A 16910-nucleotide genomic window follows, 5' to 3' on the forward strand; every position below is an offset into this window, starting at 1 on the left:
TGGGTCCTCGCAAACTCGCCTCTAGGGTCGGAACGGCTTGCGAGGATGTGAACGCCAGCAAGGGCATGGCTCACGCAGTGAGCGGATTCTTACGGGGGAACGCAGATGAAGGCGGTCGTGTACGAGGGACCGAGGACGATCAGCGTCAAGGATGTTCCGGACGCGAGAATCGAGAGACCGACGGATGCCCTGGTCCGGATTACGACGACGAACATCTGCGGGTCCGACCTCCATATGTACGAGGGACGCACGGACATGGAGCCCGGCCGGGTGCTCGGTCACGAGAACATGGGTGAGGTGATCGAGATCGGCGAAGGGGTCGATCTGGTCAAGGTCGGCGACATGGTGTGCATGCCGTTCAACGTCTCGTGCGGGTCCTGCGCCAACTGCAACCAGGGGCTGACCGCGTACTGTCTGGTGGCCAACCCGGCACCCGGCATGGCCGGCGCGGCCTACGGCTACGCCGACATGGGTCCTTACAGCGGCGGTCAGGCCGAGTTGCTGCGGGTGCCGTGGGCGGACTTCAATTGCCTGGTTCTCCCACCGGACGCGGTGGACGTGCAGCGTCAACGCGACTACGTCATGCTGGCGGACATCTTCCCGACCGGCTGGCACGCCACCGAACTCGCCTGCGTGCGGCCCGGCGACAACGTGGCGGTCTACGGTGCCGGGCCGGTCGGCCTGCTCGCCGCCTACTCCGCGATCATCAAGGGTGCCAACAAGGTGATGGTGGTCGATCGCCATCCGGACCGGCTGCGCCTGGCAGAACAGATCGGCGCGATCCCCATCGACGATTCCAAGGCATCACCGGTGGACCAGATCCTGGAGCAGACCAGCGGGAGGGGCGCGGACCGCGGCTGCGAGGCCGTCGGTTACCAGGCGCACGAACCGCAGGGCCAGGAGAAGGCGGCACTGACGTTGAACAACCTCGTGCACTCCGTGCGGTTCGGCGGCACGATCGGCGTGGTCGGCGTGTACATCCCGGAGGACCCCGGGTCGCCGGACCCGCTGCAGAAACAGGGCAAGGCGCCGTTCGACTACGGCATGTTCTGGTTCAAGGGACAGAGCATGGGCACCGGGCAGTGCAACGTGAAGGCCTACAACCGGCAGCTGATGAACCTCATCGAGTCACACAAGGCCGAGCCCTCGTTCCTGGTGTCCCACGAACTCACGCTGGACGAAGCGCCAACGGGATACCAGAACTTCGATGCCCGCAACGACGGCTGGACCAAGGTCCTGCTGCACCCCGACGGTCGACGCTAGTACGGCAGCCGCCGTTCGAGATGTCGCTCGTAAGCGGGTGGACGTGAGGCGGCCACCGCTAGCCGGACATGCCCGCCCACGGTGATCTCTCAGGCGGTGGAGGCGGGCGACCGGTTCGACGAAGGCGTCGCGGTGGCGTTGTACGGGCTGGTCGGGATGCCCTTTCGGCGGCCGGGCTCCGGCTCTACCACCATCTCAGCCGGCACGGGGAGCTGCTGCGCAACGGCACGTCACGCCCCGGCTCTTCGCCGTCGAGCGGCTCCGGGCGCTGTTCGGGATCATGGTCTACGGCGCAGCCGGCGTGGTCGCCTGGCTGGTCGACGTAGCGGCGGCGCCGGTCGTCCTGCTTTGCTCCCCCTCTTCTACGGCCAGTCCAGCAACGGCTTGTACGACCTGCGGCGCAGGCTGCGCCACCGCTGAATCCGGCCACATGACGCCGACCGGGTTGCGGGTAGACCTCGGTGCCGACACCGAGAGGGGAGCGCCATGACAACGGTCGGAGAGCTCATTACCCGGTTAAGGCGACGGACGGCGACGAGCCCGGCTACCGGGAGGAGCACCGATGACTCACAGTGACAGCGCCGCCCGGAGATCTTCGTCGGACTGGTAGCGATCCCGCCGGACCACCCGGCCCGGGTGGCCGCGCGGCTCACCGACGAGCTGGCCGGCCGGCTCTGAGGGGCACCAGTCACACGGACCGTCGGTCGGACTCGGCGTTGCGATACCGTCAAGGCGCCCACACCGGCGTCGAGCAGTCCGCGTCCGTCGGCTGGCGATGGTCCGCAGGGCACCCGACGAATCCAGGGAGATACCGATGCCGGAGCCCGAGTCCGTTCAAGGCGCCCACGCCGAGGATGCGGACACGCCGACCACGGCCGAGACCGAGACCGAGACCGGCGATCCTGCCGCTTACTCAAATCGGGCTGCCCGACGCGCGAAGGGCAAGGTCGCCTCGCCGCAACCGTATGGGAAGGGTCAGAGCCTCGGCGGTCGGGGCTCGGTCCAGAGCCCGCGTCAGTGGGGTAACCGCCGAAGCGGCTGATCCGTTGGTGGGCTCGTCGGCGCACGGCTCCCGTTGCCCGTGGCGATGATGGCGGGGCAGCAGGGGCCGTGCTCGACGAGCTGATCCCAGGCATGGCATCACGTCGAGCAGTACGCGAACAATCAGATCGAGGCTGATCACAGCCAGCTCAAGCAGCGGTTGAGTCCGATGCATGAGCTATGAACGGACAAGACAGCCGGCGCTGTTGGTGTCGTTCGGCGCGTCGACGCAGCGCCTCCGGTCCGGCGGAGGCTCCGCCGGACCGGAGCGCTTGCTGGTCCGTTTGTCGAGGGGGTGTCACCCGACCCGGACGATCTGCCACTGTTGATTGGCGCCGTTCCAGTCGGCGTACTGCACGATGTTGCCGCCGTCAGCCGTGGAGGCGCCCTGCACCTCCACCACCTTGCCGCTGTGCCGGCTGATCAGGCGGACGTGACCGCCGTCCGAGTCGGCCAGCCGGAACTGCTGATTGGTTCCGTTGTGGTCGGACCACTGGACGATCGCACCGCCGTCGGCGGTCGACCAGTTGTACACGTCGAGGACCTTGCCGGAGTGCCGGGACTTGACCCGGTAGTAGCCACCTCCCGAGTCCACGAACTGCCACTGCTGGTTCGCGCCGTTGTGCCGCGTCCACTGCGTGATCCGCGCGCCGTCGGCGGTGCCCAGGTTGTACAGGTCCAGCGCCTTGCCGCTGTTACGGTTCACCAGCACGTACCAGGCGCTGGTGTCGATCGGCCCCGGGTTGCTCGGCCCGCCGGCGTTGAGGGCTTCCAAGGTGGCCGTGTACGCCGGCTTCTTGTTCCCGTTCCGGTCGAACAGGAGCGGGTTGTCGTCCCGCCAGGAGTCGCTGTCCCGGACCCCCCAGACGGTGATGCCGGTGCAGCGGGTGACGGCCAGGCAGGCGCGGGTGACGCCGGCGTAGATGTTGGCCTGGTTGGTTCCTTGGGCGACGTCGAGTTCGGTGATCTGGACATCGACGCCGAGGTCGGCGAAGCGTTGCAGGTTGGCCTGGTAGTCGCCGGGCAGGCTGGTGCCGAGGTGGGACTGGAAGCCGACGCAGTCGATGGGTACGCCGCGGGCCTTGAAGTCGCGGACCATGTTGTGGATGGCGGTGGACTTCGGGTTGATGCCGTCGGTGTTGTAGTCGTTGTAGCAGAGCCTGGCGTTCGGGTCGGCCGCCCGGGCGGCACGGAACGCCGCCTCGATCCAGTCGTTGCCGGTGCGCTGGAGGTTGGAGTCGCGGCGGGCGCCATTGCTGCCGTCGGCGAACGCCTCGTTCACCACGTCCCACGAGTGGATTCTCCCGCGGTAGTAGCTGGCCACCCGGGTGACGTGGTTGATCGCGGCGTTGCGCAGGGCCGAGCCGGAGAGGTTCTGCGCCCACCCGGGCTGTTGCGCGTGCCAGAGCAGGGTGTGTCCGCGCACCGACATGCCGCGGGGCTGGGCGTGATTGACGATCCGGTCGCCGTTGCCGAAGGTGAAGACGCCCTGCTGGGGCTCGGTGGCGTCCCACTTCATCTCGTTCTCGGCGACGACCGAGTTGAACTCACGGTCGAGGATCGTGACGTACTGGCTGTCGGAGAGGCGGTGCGCAGCGACTGCGGCGCCGAAGTAGCGGCCCCTTTCCGCGGCCGACGTCCCGAGGGTCGTACCAGCGGCGGCGGGATTGGTCGGGGCGACCAGGGTGGCGAGCAGGGTTGCGACGGAGAGCAGCGCGAGGAGCGCGCGTCTCGGTCGGGACCGGCGGTGCCGGTGCGGTCGGACCGGTGGTGTCACGGTGACTCCCTTCAGTGTTGAACGGTCGATTGATGCGGGACGGATCCGTGGTCAGCGCCACCTGGCTTCCGGTCGACCAACGGTGTGATGAGCCGCATGCTCCGTGGGAGCGCTAACATTGATGTTCATAACATTGTCAGAGTGCGCCGTCTCCATCAAGGCCCATCGATCCGGGGGCGCAATCACGGCATGCTGCGGGCAACCGGTGACGGCACGGCGCGCGTACCCAGCCGTCCTACGATCGCCGGCCGCCGGTCACACCCGGCTCCACCGTTGGTTGGCATTGCCGTGGCAGGACCAGAGGATCACCGTCGTGCCGTTGGTGGTGCCGCCGTTGTTGACGTCCAGGCACAGCGACGGGGAGCGGACGGTGCTCACCGTGCCGTTGCCGTTGAACGTCCACTGCTGGTTGGTGCCGCCGTTGCAGTCCCAGATCTGCACCCGGGTGCCGTTGACGGCGTTCGGCGGTACGTCCAGGCACTTGCCGAGGATCCGCAGCGTCTGGCCACTCTGGGTGATCTGCTGGTTGGCATTGCCGTGGCAGTCCCAGATCAACGTGCCGGTGCCGTTGGCGGTGGTGGAGTTGTCGACGTCGAGGCACCGCCCGGCGGACTCGCTGCGCAGCCGGAACGTGCTCGGGGGCGGCGGCTCGGTGCCGCCCCCGCTGACCCGGTACACCACCGTGCCGTGCGCCGGAACGCTCGCGGAAATGGTCCCGGTGGTGGTGGAAGTGCCGTTGGTCCACGCGTCCCGCAGGGCGAACGAGGTTCCGCTCTTGCCGATCGCCGCTGCTGTGGTGGAGATCGTCGTCGTGGAGTTGCCCTGGTTGAACAGGGCGACCGCGACGTCGCCGTTGGCCAGTCGCTTGGCCAGCACCCGCCGGGTGCCGTCGTTGGACACCTGAACCGCCTGCCGGCCCAGAGTGTCCTGGTTGATCGCGATCAGATTCTGGTTTCCCAGGATGCTGAGCGTCGCCGAGCTGGCCGAGCGCAGGTCGTTGCCCATCATGAGCGGCGCGGCCATCATCGCCCACAGGGCGAAGTGGCTGCGCATCTCGGTGTCGGTCATGCCGCCGTTGCCCACCTCCAGCATGTCCGGGTCGTTGAACCCGCCCGGGGCGGCGTACCCGGCCAGCGGCACATTGACGTTGACGATGTTCTGGATGCCCATGGGGTAGCCGTTGGTCTGGCCGGTGTCCCACGCGTTGGTGATGTCCTCGGTGGTCCGCCAGAGGTTCGCCACGTCGCCCCAGTTGCGCTGCGGCCCGGTCTTCTCGTGGATGCTGTTCGGGTTGATGCTGTACACGATCGGCCGGCCGGTGGCCGCCAGCGCATCGCGCATGATGCCGAACCTGGCCACCTGGTCGTTGATGGTGCCGGTGGGGGAACACCAGTCGTACTTCAGGTAGTCCACACCCCAGGCGGCGAACTGCCGGGCGTCCTGGTACTCGTGGCCGAGGCTGCCGGTGGAGCCGGGGAAGGCGTCGAAGTACTGGGCGCAGGTCTGGTCCAGGGGGCCCTGGTAGATGCCGAACAGCAGCCCTCGGGAGTGCAGGTAGTCACCGAGGGCCTTCATCCCGCTCGGGAAGCGCTGCGGGTGCGCCTGGAGGTTGCCCTGCGCGTCCCGGTTCGGGTTGAACCAGCAGTCGTCGACGACCACGTACTTGTACCCGAGGTCACGCAGGCCGTGGTTGACGATCGCGTCGGCCATCTGGCGGATGAGCGCCTCGTCGATGGTGCAGCCGAACGTGTTCCAGGTGTTCCAGCCCATCGGCGGGGTGCGGGCGACGCCGTTGTCGAGGGCCTGCGCCGGACGGGGCGCGACGACGCCGTCGGCGACCGCCGTCGTGAGGGTCACTGTCAGGACGCCCAGGACAGCAGTCAACCATCTCTTCGGTCTACGCACGGTTACCTCCTTGATCCAGAGAGGGTGAGCGGTGCCGGCGCTGGGATACCTCGCGGGTCGGCGCCGGTCGTGGCGGCTGCGGGTAGTGACGCGGTGGCAGGGATGTTATCGCTGACATTAACCAATGTAAATATTTGGACAGACGTCAAGGTGGGTCGGGTGCCCGGTGGCGCGTCGGCCGGCGGGCTTGCGGGGAGGAGGATCCGGCGGCGCCCGCCCCGTTACGGAGCTGTTGCCGACGAGTGTCTTGACGACGCTCAATGTGAGCGTTAACACTAACCTCGATCGTAGTTCGGAGGTGGCCATGGGAAATGTGGACGGTGTCGGCGAGCGGTACGTGGTCGGAGTCGACTACGGCACCCTCTCCGGGCGGGCCCTGGTGGTCCGGGTCAGCGACGGCGCGGAGGTCGGGACCGCGGTGCACGAGTACCGCCACGATGTCATCGAGTCCGCGCTACCCGGCGGCGGGCCGGCGCTGCCACCGGACTGGGCGCTGCAGGATCCGGAGGACTACCGGGACGTGCTGCGCCACGCCGTCCCCGCCGCGGTGGCCGCCGCCCGCGTCGATCCGTCCCGGGTCGTCGGCATCGGCACCGACTTCACCGCCTGCACGGTCCTGCCCACCCTTGCCGACGGCACCCCGCTGTGCGAGGTCCCGGAGCTGCGCCACCGGCCGCACGCCTGGGTGAAGCTGTGGAAGCACCACGCCGCGCAGCCGCACGCCGACCGGATCAACGCCCTGGCGCACCAGCGGCGCGAGCCGTGGATCGGCCGCTACGGCGGCAAGATCTCCGCCGAGTGGCAGTTCGCCAAGGGTCTGCAGATCCTGGAGGAGGATCCGGAGACCTACCGGCGCGCCGAGCGCTTCATCGAGGCGGCCGACTGGATCGTGTGGCAACTGTGCGGCACCGAGACCCGCAACGTCTGCACCGCCGGCTACAAGGGCATCCGTCAGAACGGCCGGTACCCGTCGCGGGAATACCTGAGCGCGCTCAACCCGGGCTTCGCCGATTTCGTGACCAAACTGGACGGTCCGCTGCTGCCCCTGGGCGACCGCGCCGGCAGCCTCAGCGCCCGGGCCGCCGCCTGGACCGGCCTGCCGGAGGGCATCGCCGTCGCGGTCGGCAACGTCGACGCGCACGTCACGGCCGCCTCCGCCCAGGCCCTGGAGCCCGGCCGGCTGGTGGCCATCATGGGCACCTCCACCTGCCACGTTCTCAACGGCACCCATCCCGCCGAGGTGTCCGGCATGTGCGGTGTCGTCGAGGGCGGCATCAGCCCCGGCGCCTGGGGCTACGAGGCCGGGCAGAGCGGCGTCGGCGACATCTTCGGCTGGTTCGTCGCGCACGCAGCCCCGGCCGAGGTGGACTCGCACGATCGGTTGACCGAGCTGGCCGCCGCCCAGCCGGTCGGCGCGCACGGCCTGGTGGCGCTGGACTGGTGGAACGGCAACCGCTCGCTGCTGGTCAACCACGACCTGAGCGGTCTGATCGTCGGGATGACGCTGGCCACCCGGCCGCAGGACGTCTACCGGGCACTGCTGGAGTCCACCGCGTTCGGCACCCGGATGATCATCGAGGCGTTCGTCGACGCCGGGGTGCCGGTCACCGACCTGGTCGTGGCCGGCGGTCTCACCTCGAACCCGCTGTTGATGCAGATCTACGCCGACGTCACCAACCGCCCGTTGAGCATCATCGGCTCCGCCCAGGGGCCGGCGCTCGGGTCGGCGATCCACGCGGCGGTCGCCGCCGGGGCGTATCCGTCGATCCGTGAGGCGTCGGCCGCGATGGGCCGGGTGCACGAGGGCGCCTACCGGCCGGATTCGGACAACGTGCGTGCGTACGACGCCCTCTACGCCGAGTACCGCGCCCTGCACGACCACTTCGGCCGCGGCGGCAACGACGTCATGCTCCGCCTGCGGACGATCCGGAACGCGGCCCTCGACGCGGCCGCGGCGCAGGCCGACACGGTTCTGGAGGCGGTCGGATGAACACCGACGTGGTTCAGCAGGTGGCCGCGCTGCGGGAGACCGTTGCCCGCCTGCACCGCGAACTCACCCGGTACGACCTGGTGGCGTGGACCGCCGGGAACGTCTCGGCCCGGGTCCCCGGCCAGGACCTGATGGTCATCAAACCCAGCGGCGTCGACTACGACGACCTCACAGCGGACAACATGGTGGTCTGCGACCTCAACGGGAATGTCGTCGACGGGGCCGGATCCCCGTCCAGCGACACCGCCGCCCACGCCTACGTCTACCGGGCGATGCCCGAGGTCGGCGGTGTCGTCCACACGCACAGCGGTTACGCCACCGCCTGGGCGGCCCGGGGCGAGGCGATCCCGTGCTGGTTGACCGCCCAGGCCGACGAGTTCGGCGGGGAGATCCCGGTCGGGCCGTTCGCGCTGATCGGCGGGGACGACATCGGCAAGGGGATCGTCAGCGCCCTGTCCGGGCACCGCTCACCCGCGGTGCTGATGCGTAACCACGGGGTGTTCACGATCGGCAAGGACGCCCGCGCAGCGGTCAAGGCGGCGGTGATGTGCGAGGACGTCGCCCGCACCGCACACCTGGCCCGCGCGCTCGGGCAACCGCTGCCGATCGCGCCGGCCGACGTCGACTCGCTGCACGACCGGTACCAGAACGTCTACGGCCAACGCCCGGCGACCGGATGATCCCGGCCACGACGAGCTTCCTCGCCGACACCGTCCCTTCTCGCACCATCCCCACCACACCCCGGCCCGTACGCCGCCGGCCGGCGCGGTCCGGATACCAACCCGAGGAGAAACCATGAGAACCAGGAGAACGACACGCACCATCGTCACGGTCGTCGCCACCATGCTGCTCGTGGGCAGCATGGCGGCCTGCGGCAACAGCGACACCGGCGGTGGTGGCGGCGACGACGACGGCAAGATCGTCCTGGGCTTCTCCCAGGTCGGCGCGGAGAGCGGCTGGCGGACGGCGAACACCAGCTCGATCAAGGAGGCCGCCACCGAGGCGGGGATCGAGCTGAAGTTCGACGACGCCCAGCAGAAGCAGGAGAACCAGATCAAGGCGATCCGGAACTTCATCCAGCAGAAGGTCGACGTGATCGCCTTCTCGCCGGTGGTGGAATCCGGCTGGGACACCGTCCTCAAGGAGGCCAAGGACGCGGGCATCCCGGTGATCCTCACCGACCGTGCCGTGGATTCCGCCGACAAGTCGCTGTACAAGACCTTCCTCGGCTCGGACTTCGTCAAGGAGGGCCGCCTGTCGGGGGAGTGGCTGGTCGAGCAGACCAAGTCCGCCACCGGCCCGGTGAACATCGTCGAGCTACAGGGCACGACCGGCTCCGCGCCGGCCAACGACCGCAAGAAGGGCTTCGCCGACGCGATCGCCGCCAACCCGAACCTGAAGATCGTCGCCTCCCAGTCCGGTGACTTCACCCGGGCCGGCGGCAAGCAGGTGATGGAGCAGTTCCTCAAGGCCAACCCGGACATCGACGTGCTCTTCGCGCACAACGACGACATGGGGCTCGGCGCCCTGGAGGCGATCAACGCCGCCGGCAAGGTGCCCGGTAAGGACATCATCATCATCACCGTCGACGCCGTGAAGGACGGCATGCAGGCCCTCGCGGACGGCAAGTTCAACTTCATCGCGGAGTGCAGCCCGCTGCTCGGCCCGCAGCTGATGGACCTGGCGAAGAAGGTCCACGCCGGCGAGGAGGTGCCGCCCCGGATCGAGACCGAGGAGACCACCTTCACCCAGGCGCAGGCCAAGGAGGCGCTGCCCAACCGCAAGTACTGACCGCCGCCGGGGTCGCCGTCCACCGGACGGCGGCCCCGACTCGTCGCTCGTTTCCGTGCCGACACCATCCAGAAGAGGTCTGATGGGATGACGGGTAGCCGTCCGGTCCTGACTATGACCGGAATCAGCAAGTCCTTCCCGGGGGTCCGCGCCCTCCACAACGTCGACTTCCGGCTTTTCCCGGGCGAGGTCCACGCCCTGATGGGTGAGAACGGCGCCGGCAAGTCGACGCTGATCAAGGCGCTGACCGGCGTCTACGACATCGACGAGGGCGTGATCACCCTCGCCGGTGAAAAGATCGCCTTCAGCGGGCCGATGCAGGCCGCCGCAGCCGGTGTGAGCACCGTCTACCAGGAGGTCAATCTCTGCACCAACCTGTCGGTGGCGGAGAACATCTTCATCGGCCGGGAGCCGCGCCGTCTCGGCGCCGTCCGCTGGGGCGAGGTCCGCCGGCGGGCGCAGGCCCTCCTGGCCCGCCTGGACCTCGACATCGACGTCTCCGCGCCGCTGGGGTCGTATTCACTGGCCGTGCAGCAGACGGTCGCCATCGCCCGGGCGATCGACGTGCGGGCGCGGGTGCTCATCCTTGACGAGCCGACGTCGAGTCTGGACGCCCGCGAGGTCGCGCACCTGTTCCGGATCGTGCGGCAGCTGCGCGACGAGGGGATCGCCACCCTGTTCGTCACCCACTTCCTCGACCAGGTGTACGAGATCGCCGACCGGATCACCGTGCTCCGCAACGGCACGCTCGTGGGGGAGTACCGGACCGAGGAGCTGCCACAGTTCAGCCTCGTCGAGAAGATGATCGGCAAGGAACTCGACGTGCTGGAGCGGCTGGACGAGCAACCCAAGCGGCGGGTCACCGCGCAGTCCGCAGGGACCCCCCTGGTGGAGGCGTCGGAGCTCGGTCGCAAGGGCGCCGTCGCCCCGTTCAGCCTGCGCGTCCACGCCGGCGAGGTGGTGGGGCTGGCCGGCCTGCTCGGTTCCGGGCGTACCGAGGTGGCGCGGCTGCTGTTCGGCGCCGACCGCGCCGACAACGGCCAGGTGGCGGTCGACGGAAGCCGGGCAGCCCTGCGGACCCCCGTCCAGGCCATCGACCGCGGCATCGGGTTCTGCTCGGAGAACCGCCGGGCAGAGGGCATCGTGCCCGAGCTGTCGGTCCGGGAGAACATGATCCTCGCGATGCAGGCGGCGCGTGGCTGGGCGCGGCCCATCCCGCGTCGCCGCCAGGACGAGCTGGTCGAGAAGTACGTCAAGGCGCTGAGCATCCGGCCGGCCGATCCCGACCTGCCGGTGCGCAACCTCTCCGGTGGCAACCAGCAGAAGGTGCTGCTGGCCCGGTGGCTCATCACCGAGCCACGGCTGCTGATCCTCGACGAACCCACCCGCGGCATCGACATCGGTGCCAAGACGGAGATCCAGAAGCTCGTGGTCGAGCTCTCCGACGGGGGCATGGCCGTGCTGTTCATCTCCGCCGAGCTGGAGGAGGTGCTGCGGCTGAGCCACCGAGTCGCCGTCATGCGCGACCGGACGATGGTCGCCCAGCTCGACAACGACGAAAACCTCGACGCCGACCGCGTCATGCAGACCATCGCCAGCGGAACCCAGCGGGGGGAGGCGAACCGATGAGCGCCGTCGCCGACCGCCTCCGCCCGATGACCGGCCACCGGCTGTTCTGGCCCGCACTCGTTCTCGTGCTCATGATCGTCGCCAACACGATCTACCGGCCCGGCTTCCTCTTCATCGAGGTCAAGGATGGGCACCTCTACGGCACCCCGATCGACATCCTCCGGCTGAGTGCGCCGTTGATCCTGGTCGCCCTCGGCATGACCCTGGTCATCGCCACCGGCGGCATCGACCTGTCCGTCGGCTCGCTCTGTGCCATCAGCGGTGCTGTCGCCTGTCTCTACATCAGCAAGGCACCCGACCAGAACAGCATCTCCACCGTCTTCACGGCGCTCGCCCTGGCCCTCGGGGCGGCGCTCGTGCTCGGCATGTGGAACGGGGTGCTGGTCGCTGTCATCGGCATCCAGCCCATCATCGCCACGCTGATCCTGATGGTGGCCGGTCGGGGTCTCGCCCAGCTCATCACCGAGGGTCAGATCATCACGATCAACTCCGGCCCGTACCGGGCGATCGGGCTCGGGCACTTCCTGACCCTGCCACTGGCGATCTTCATCGCTCTGGCGGCGGCCCTTCTCGTCGCCGCCTTCACCCGCCGCACCGCCCTCGGCCTGATCGTCGAGTCGGTCGGCGGCAACGCCGGGGCCAGCCGACTGGCCGGCATCCGCTCGGGACGGGTCATCTTCCTCGTGTACGCGGTCAGCGCCGCCTGCGCCGCGGTCGCCGGCTTCATGATGACCGCCAACGTGTCCAGCGCCGACGGGAACGCCGCGGGTCTCTGGGTGGAACTCGACGCGATCCTCGCGGTGGTCATCGGCGGCACGTCCCTCGCCGGCGGCCGGTTCTCCCTGAGCGGGACCATCCTCGGCGCACTCATCATCCAGACCCTCACCACCACGGTGTACGCCATGAACATCTCGCCGCAGACGTCCCTCCTGTTCAAGGCGGTCGTCGTCATCGCTGTCTGCCTCGTCCAGTCGCCGGCGTTCCGCGCCACGCTCAGCCGGCGCCGCAACAGGCCGATGCCCGAGCCGGCGTCGCCGCAGCGGGAGAAGGAGCAGGTGCCGGCATGAGCAGCACCTCGTTGACCACCGGCCGCGCCTGGCGGCCCACCGTTCCCCGCCGCCACGTGCCGGTCCTGGCCACCCTCGCCCTGCTGCTGGTCATGTACGGCATCGGGGTGTCCCAGTACCGGGCGTTCTCCGACATCCAGGTCGTCTTCAACGTCTTCATCGACAACGGGTTCCTGCTCGTCGTCGCGGTCGGCATGACCTTCGTGATCCTCACCGGCGGCATCGACCTGTCGGTCGGCTCGGTGGTCGCGATGACCGCGATGGTGTCGGCCTCCCTGCTCCAGGACGGTCTGCCCGCGGCCCTGGTGCTCGTCATCGCCCTGTTGATCGGCCCGACGCTCGGGCTTCTCATGGGCTGCGCGATTCACTTCTTCGACATCCAGCCGTTCATCGTCACTCTCGCGGGCATGTTCTTCGCCCGCGGTATGTGCACGTTCATCAGCGACGCGTCCATCCCCATCACCGACGGGTTCTGGACGACCATGTCCCAGGAGCGCGTCGGAAACCCGGGCGGGAACTTCGTGTCGATCAGCGTGCTGATCGTGTTCGTGGTGGTCCTGGTCGCCGCGTACGTGCTGGCCTACACCCGCTTCGGCCGCAACGTGTACGCGATCGGCGGCAACTCCCAGTCCGCGCTGCTGATGGGCCTGCCGGTCGGCCGGACGCGAATCGCCGTCTACACGGTCAGCGGGCTGTGCTCGGCCATCGGCGGCATCCTGCTGTCGTTCTACACGCTCTCCGGTGCGCCGCTGATCGCCGTCGGCATGGAACTGGACGTGATCGCGGCCGTCGTCATCGGCGGCACCGTCCTCACCGGTGGGTCAGGCTACGTCTTCGGCACCGTCCTGGGCGTGCTGGTGCTGGGTGTCATCCAGACCCTGATCACCTTCGACGGCAGCCTCAACTCCTGGTGGACCAAGATCGTGATTGGTGGGCTGCTCTTCGCCTTCATCCTTCTCCAGCGCCTCATCGGCATCCGCTTCAAGTGACGGCCCCTACCGCGGAAGGCAACACCATGTCAACGCACCCCCAGCCTGAGGTCTGGTTCCTCACCGGCAGCCAGGGCCTGTACGGCGAGGAAACCCTCCGGCAGGTCGCCGACCAGTCCCGGCAGATCGCCGCGCGGCTCGACGAGTCGCCGGACATCCCCGTCCGGGTGGTCTGGAAGCCGGTCCTGACCTCCAGCACCGACATCCTCGCGGCGTGCCGGGATGCGGCCGTGCAGGGAGCGGTCGGGGTGATCGCCTGGATGCACACCTTCTCCCCGGCGAAGATGTGGATCGCGGGGCTGGACGCGCTGCAGACACCGCTGCTGCACCTGCACACCCAGGCCAACGTCCTGCTGCCGTGGGACGAGATCGACATGGACTTCATGAACCTGAACCAGGCAGCCCACGGCGACCGTGAGTTCGGGTACATCCAGACCCGGCTCGGCGTGGCTCGCAAGACCGTCGCCGGCCACGTCACCGACCCCCGGGTCGTCGGCCGGGTCGGCGCCTGGGTCCGCGCCGCCCTCGGCTGGTCAGCGGTGCGATCGCTGCGGCTCGCCCGGTTCGGCGACAACATGCGCGACGTCGCCGTGACCGACGGCGACAAGGTCGAGGCGGAACTGCGCTTCGGCGTGTCGGTCAACACCTACGGCGTCAACGACCTCGTCGCCGTGGTCGACGCGGTGTCCGAGGCGCAGGTGGACGACCTCATCAAGGAGTACGACGACACCTACCGGGTCGACCCGCACCTGCGTCCCGGCGGCGCCCGGCACGACTCCCTGCGGTACGCCGCGCGCCTGGAGATCGGTCTGCGCACGTTCCTGGACGATGGCGGCTTCCGGGCCTTCACCACCAACTTCGAGGACCTGGGCGGGCTGCGTCAGCTCCCCGGGATCGCCGTGCAGCGCCTGATGGCCGACGGGTACGGATTCGGCGGCGAGGGTGACTGGAAGACCTCCGTCCTGGTCCGGACGCTGAAGGCGATGGCGGTCGGCGTCGACGGTGGGACCTCCTTCATGGAGGACTACACCTACGACCTCACCCCTGGTCAGGAGCTCGTCCTCGGCGCCCACATGCTCGAGGTGTGCCCGAGCATCGCCGCGGGTGTGCCGAACGTGGAGGTCCACCCGCTGAGCATCGGGGGCCGGGAGGACCCGGTCCGGTTGGTGTTCGACGCCGCGCCGGGCCCGGCCGTGGTGCTCGGCATGGCGGACATGGGGGAGCGGTTCCGGCTTGTGGCCAACGTCGTCGATGTCGTGCCGCCGCCGCACCCGCTGCGCCGGCTGCCGGTGGCGCGGGCGGTCTGGCGGCCCCGTCCGCACCTGCCCGGCTCGGCGGAGGCGTGGATCACCGCCGGCGCTCCCCACCACACGGTGCTATCGCAGGCGGTCGGCGTGGAGGAACTGCGTGACCTGGCCGAGATGAGCCGTACCGAACTGGTGGTCATCGACGCCGACACGGACCCGAGCCGTTTCGCCGACGAGCTTCGGTGGAACCAGGCGTACTACCGGCTCGCCCGGGGGTTCTGACCACGGCCGGACCAGCCGGAACCGGTGGCGCTCCCGTCCGCCTCACCGCGGGGAGTGCCACCCGTCCGCGTCCGTACCCTGCCGCGAGTGCGGTGCCGTCGGCGATGCGCCGACGGGCGGGGGACGCCTCGTCGGGCTCCGAGTGCCACGGCTTGACTCCGGTCGTGTTATCGCTCACAGTCGATGCATAGATGGCCGACATCTATGGCTACCGGGTCGACGGTCGTCGACAGGCTGACAGTTGCGCACTCATTGGGCAGAGAAGCGCGTGTTAGCGATCACATCGCGGCGACGTCGCAGGTCCGGGTGATCCGGGTGCCTCGGGATGGCGGCTCAGTGGACCCGTTCCAGTACCTGTCATCGGAGGAGGATCATGGTTGCCATCGGTGGGCTCTTGCGTGCCGTACCGCGTGGGTGGTTGTCGCGGTTGGTCGCTGCGGTTGTGGCGGTGGTGGTGGGTGGTGCCCTGGTGGGTGTCGCGCCGTCGCCTGCGTCGGCGGCGACGGTGGATACCAACGCGTGGTACGTGTTGGTGAATCGCAACAGTGGTAAGGCGTTGGATGTGTACAACCTGGCCACGAACGACGGGGCGCGGATCACGCAGTGGTCGCGTAACGACGGGAACTGGCAGCAGTGGCAGTTCGTGGATTCCGGTGGTGGCTGGTACCGGCTGAAGTCGCGGCATTCCGGCAAGGTGCTGGATGTGTACAACTTCTCCACGGCCAACGGTGCGGGCATTGTGCAGTGGGCGGATCACAACGGGGCGAACCAGCAGTTCCGGTTGGCGGACTCGGCCGGTGGCTATGTGCGGTTGGTCAACCGGAACTCGAACAAGGTGGTGGAGGTGCAGGGCGCCTCGACCGCTGACGGCGCGAATGTGGTGCAGTACGACGACTGGGGCGGGAACAACCAGCAGTGGCAACTCGTCCGCGTCGGCGACACCGGCGACCCCGGCACCCTGCCGTCGTCGATCCGGTGGAGCTCCAGCGGCGTCCTCGCCGGTCCCAAGCCGGACGCGGCCCACCCGGACATCAGGGCGATCAAGGACTACACGGTGGTGCGCCACAACAACGCGTGGCAGGTGTACGCCACCACGGCCAGCCCGTCGCAGGGCTGGAACCTGGTGCACTTCTCCTTCGCGGACTGGCCGCAGGCGAACGCCGCGACGCACACCTACCTTGACACCGCGACCCCGATCGGGCGCGGCTACCGGGCGGCGCCGCACATCTTCTACTTCGCGCCGCACAACCTGTGGTACATGGTCTACCAGACCGGGTTGCCGACTTACTCGACCAGCACCGACCCGAGCAACCCGCGGTCCTGGACGACTCCGCGCAACTTCATGAGCAGCGAGCCGGCGATCGTCACCCAGAACAAGGGCAACGGGGCATGGCTCGACTTCTGGATGATCTGCGACACCGCCAACTGCTACCTCTTCTCCAGCGACGACAACGGCAACATCTACCGGTCGCAGACCACGCTGGCCAACTTCCCGAACGGGTTCGGCAACACGCAGATCGCCCTGCGGGACTCGAACGCGTTCAACCTGTTCGAGGGCACCGCGGTCTACAAGGTGGCGGGCAGCAACCAGTACCTGCTGCTCCAGGAGGCGATCGGCTCCAACGGGCGCCGCTGGTACCGGTCGTTCACGTCCTCGAGCCTCAACGGCTCGTGGACGCCGCACCTGGCCACCGAGTCCAACCCGTTCGCCCACCGCAACAACGTGACGTTCTCCGGAACCACGTGGACGCAGGACTTCAGCCACGGTGAACTGATCCGGTCCGGCAACGATCAGACCGTGCCGATCAACCCCTGCCGGCTGCAGTTCCTTTATCAGGGACAGGACCCGAACGCCGGCGGCGACTACATCGCGCTGCCCTGGCGGATGGGTCTGCTGACGCAGACCAACTCCACCTGCTGACAAGCCGG

General features: G+C 68.6%; 11 protein-coding genes. 9 read left to right on the forward strand and 2 right to left on the reverse strand.

The genetic code is table 11. From position 1 onward, the window contains the following. Nucleotides 1–105: 105 nt before the first annotated feature. A complete protein-coding gene (locus ACIBR0_RS12990; RefSeq protein ID WP_396715112.1) occupies nt 106–1263 on the forward strand; it encodes a glutathione-independent formaldehyde dehydrogenase in 1158 nt (385 codons plus the stop codon). 1339 nt (nt 1264–2602) lie between these two features. On the opposite strand, the gene ACIBR0_RS12995 is transcribed toward ACIBR0_RS12990, so the two are convergent. Together ACIBR0_RS12995 and ACIBR0_RS13000 are read right to left on the reverse strand one after the other, a co-directional pair. Further along, nucleotides 2603–4081 carry an endo-1,4-beta-xylanase gene (locus tag ACIBR0_RS12995; protein ID WP_396715114.1) on the reverse strand — a complete coding sequence of 493 codons (1479 nt, stop codon included), beginning with the start codon at nt 4079–4081 and terminating at the stop codon, nt 2603–2605. 255 nt (nt 4082–4336) lie between these two features. Beyond that, nucleotides 4337–5986: a glycoside hydrolase family 27 protein gene (locus ACIBR0_RS13000; protein ID WP_396715116.1), complete on the reverse strand. Its 1650-nt coding sequence runs from the start codon at nt 5984–5986 to the stop codon at nt 4337–4339. Between the two features lie 304 nt (nt 5987–6290). Here ACIBR0_RS13000 and araB point away from each other — a divergent pair, with 304 nt between their 5' ends. The 8 genes from araB to ACIBR0_RS13040 all read left to right on the forward strand — a co-directional run bounded on the left by araB (nt 6291) and on the right by ACIBR0_RS13040 (nt 16902). Further along, nucleotides 6291–7976, forward strand: coding sequence for a ribulokinase (gene araB, locus ACIBR0_RS13005; RefSeq protein ID WP_396715118.1), 1686 nt, complete (start codon nt 6291–6293; stop codon nt 7974–7976). Beyond that, a complete protein-coding gene (locus ACIBR0_RS13010; RefSeq protein WP_396715120.1) occupies nt 7973–8656 on the forward strand; it encodes an L-ribulose-5-phosphate 4-epimerase in 684 nt (227 codons plus the stop codon). Before araB ends, ACIBR0_RS13010 begins: the two co-directional genes overlap by 4 nt. A gap of 115 nt (nt 8657–8771) precedes the next feature. Further along, entirely contained in the window at nt 8772–9767 is a 996-nt protein-coding gene (locus tag ACIBR0_RS13015) for an ABC transporter substrate-binding protein (RefSeq protein ID WP_396715122.1), read from the forward strand. An 87-nt stretch (nt 9768–9854) separates the two neighbouring features. Continuing rightward, on the forward strand, nt 9855–11396 hold the full coding sequence (locus ACIBR0_RS13020) for a sugar ABC transporter ATP-binding protein (protein ID WP_396715124.1): 1542 nt from the start codon (nt 9855–9857) through the stop codon (nt 11394–11396). Next, nucleotides 11393–12463 carry an ABC transporter permease gene (locus ACIBR0_RS13025; RefSeq protein WP_396715126.1) on the forward strand — a complete coding sequence of 357 codons (1071 nt, stop codon included), beginning with the start codon at nt 11393–11395 and terminating at the stop codon, nt 12461–12463. The genes ACIBR0_RS13020 and ACIBR0_RS13025 overlap by 4 nt, the downstream gene beginning before the upstream one ends. Beyond that, nucleotides 12460–13452, forward strand: coding sequence for a galactofuranose ABC transporter, permease protein YjfF (gene yjfF, locus ACIBR0_RS13030; RefSeq protein WP_396715128.1), 993 nt, complete (start codon nt 12460–12462; stop codon nt 13450–13452). Before ACIBR0_RS13025 ends, yjfF begins: the two co-directional genes overlap by 4 nt. A 26-nt stretch (nt 13453–13478) precedes the next feature. Then, complete coding sequence (araA, locus tag ACIBR0_RS13035) at nt 13479–14981, forward strand: L-arabinose isomerase (protein ID WP_396715130.1); 1503 nt, start codon at nt 13479–13481, stop codon at nt 14979–14981. A 427-nt stretch (nt 14982–15408) separates the two neighbouring features. Further along, entirely contained in the window at nt 15409–16902 is a 1494-nt protein-coding gene (locus ACIBR0_RS13040) for a non-reducing end alpha-L-arabinofuranosidase family hydrolase (RefSeq protein ID WP_396715132.1), read from the forward strand. Nucleotides 16903–16910: the final 8 nt, after the last annotated feature.

The organism is Micromonospora sp. NPDC049497 (assembly GCF_044465805.1).
GTDB lineage: Bacteria > Actinomycetota > Actinomycetes > Mycobacteriales > Micromonosporaceae > Micromonospora.

Bases quoted from the DNA above. Each gene is read 5' to 3' on its own strand.
- ACIBR0_RS12990 (WP_396715112.1), top strand. From the start codon at position 106: ATGAAGGCGGTCGTGTACGAGGGACCGAGGACGATCAGCGTCAAGGAT.
- araB (WP_396715118.1), top strand. From the start codon at position 6,291: ATGGGAAATGTGGACGGTGTCGGCGAGCGGTACGTGGTCGGAGTCGAC.
- ACIBR0_RS13010 (WP_396715120.1), top strand. From the start codon at position 7,973: ATGAACACCGACGTGGTTCAGCAGGTGGCCGCGCTGCGGGAGACCGTT.
- ACIBR0_RS13015 (WP_396715122.1), top strand. From the start codon at position 8,772: ATGAGAACCAGGAGAACGACACGCACCATCGTCACGGTCGTCGCCACC.
- ACIBR0_RS13020 (WP_396715124.1), top strand. From the start codon at position 9,855: ATGACGGGTAGCCGTCCGGTCCTGACTATGACCGGAATCAGCAAGTCC.
- ACIBR0_RS13025 (WP_396715126.1), top strand. From the start codon at position 11,393: ATGAGCGCCGTCGCCGACCGCCTCCGCCCGATGACCGGCCACCGGCTG.
- yjfF (WP_396715128.1), top strand. From the start codon at position 12,460: ATGAGCAGCACCTCGTTGACCACCGGCCGCGCCTGGCGGCCCACCGTT.
- araA (WP_396715130.1), top strand. From the start codon at position 13,479: ATGTCAACGCACCCCCAGCCTGAGGTCTGGTTCCTCACCGGCAGCCAG.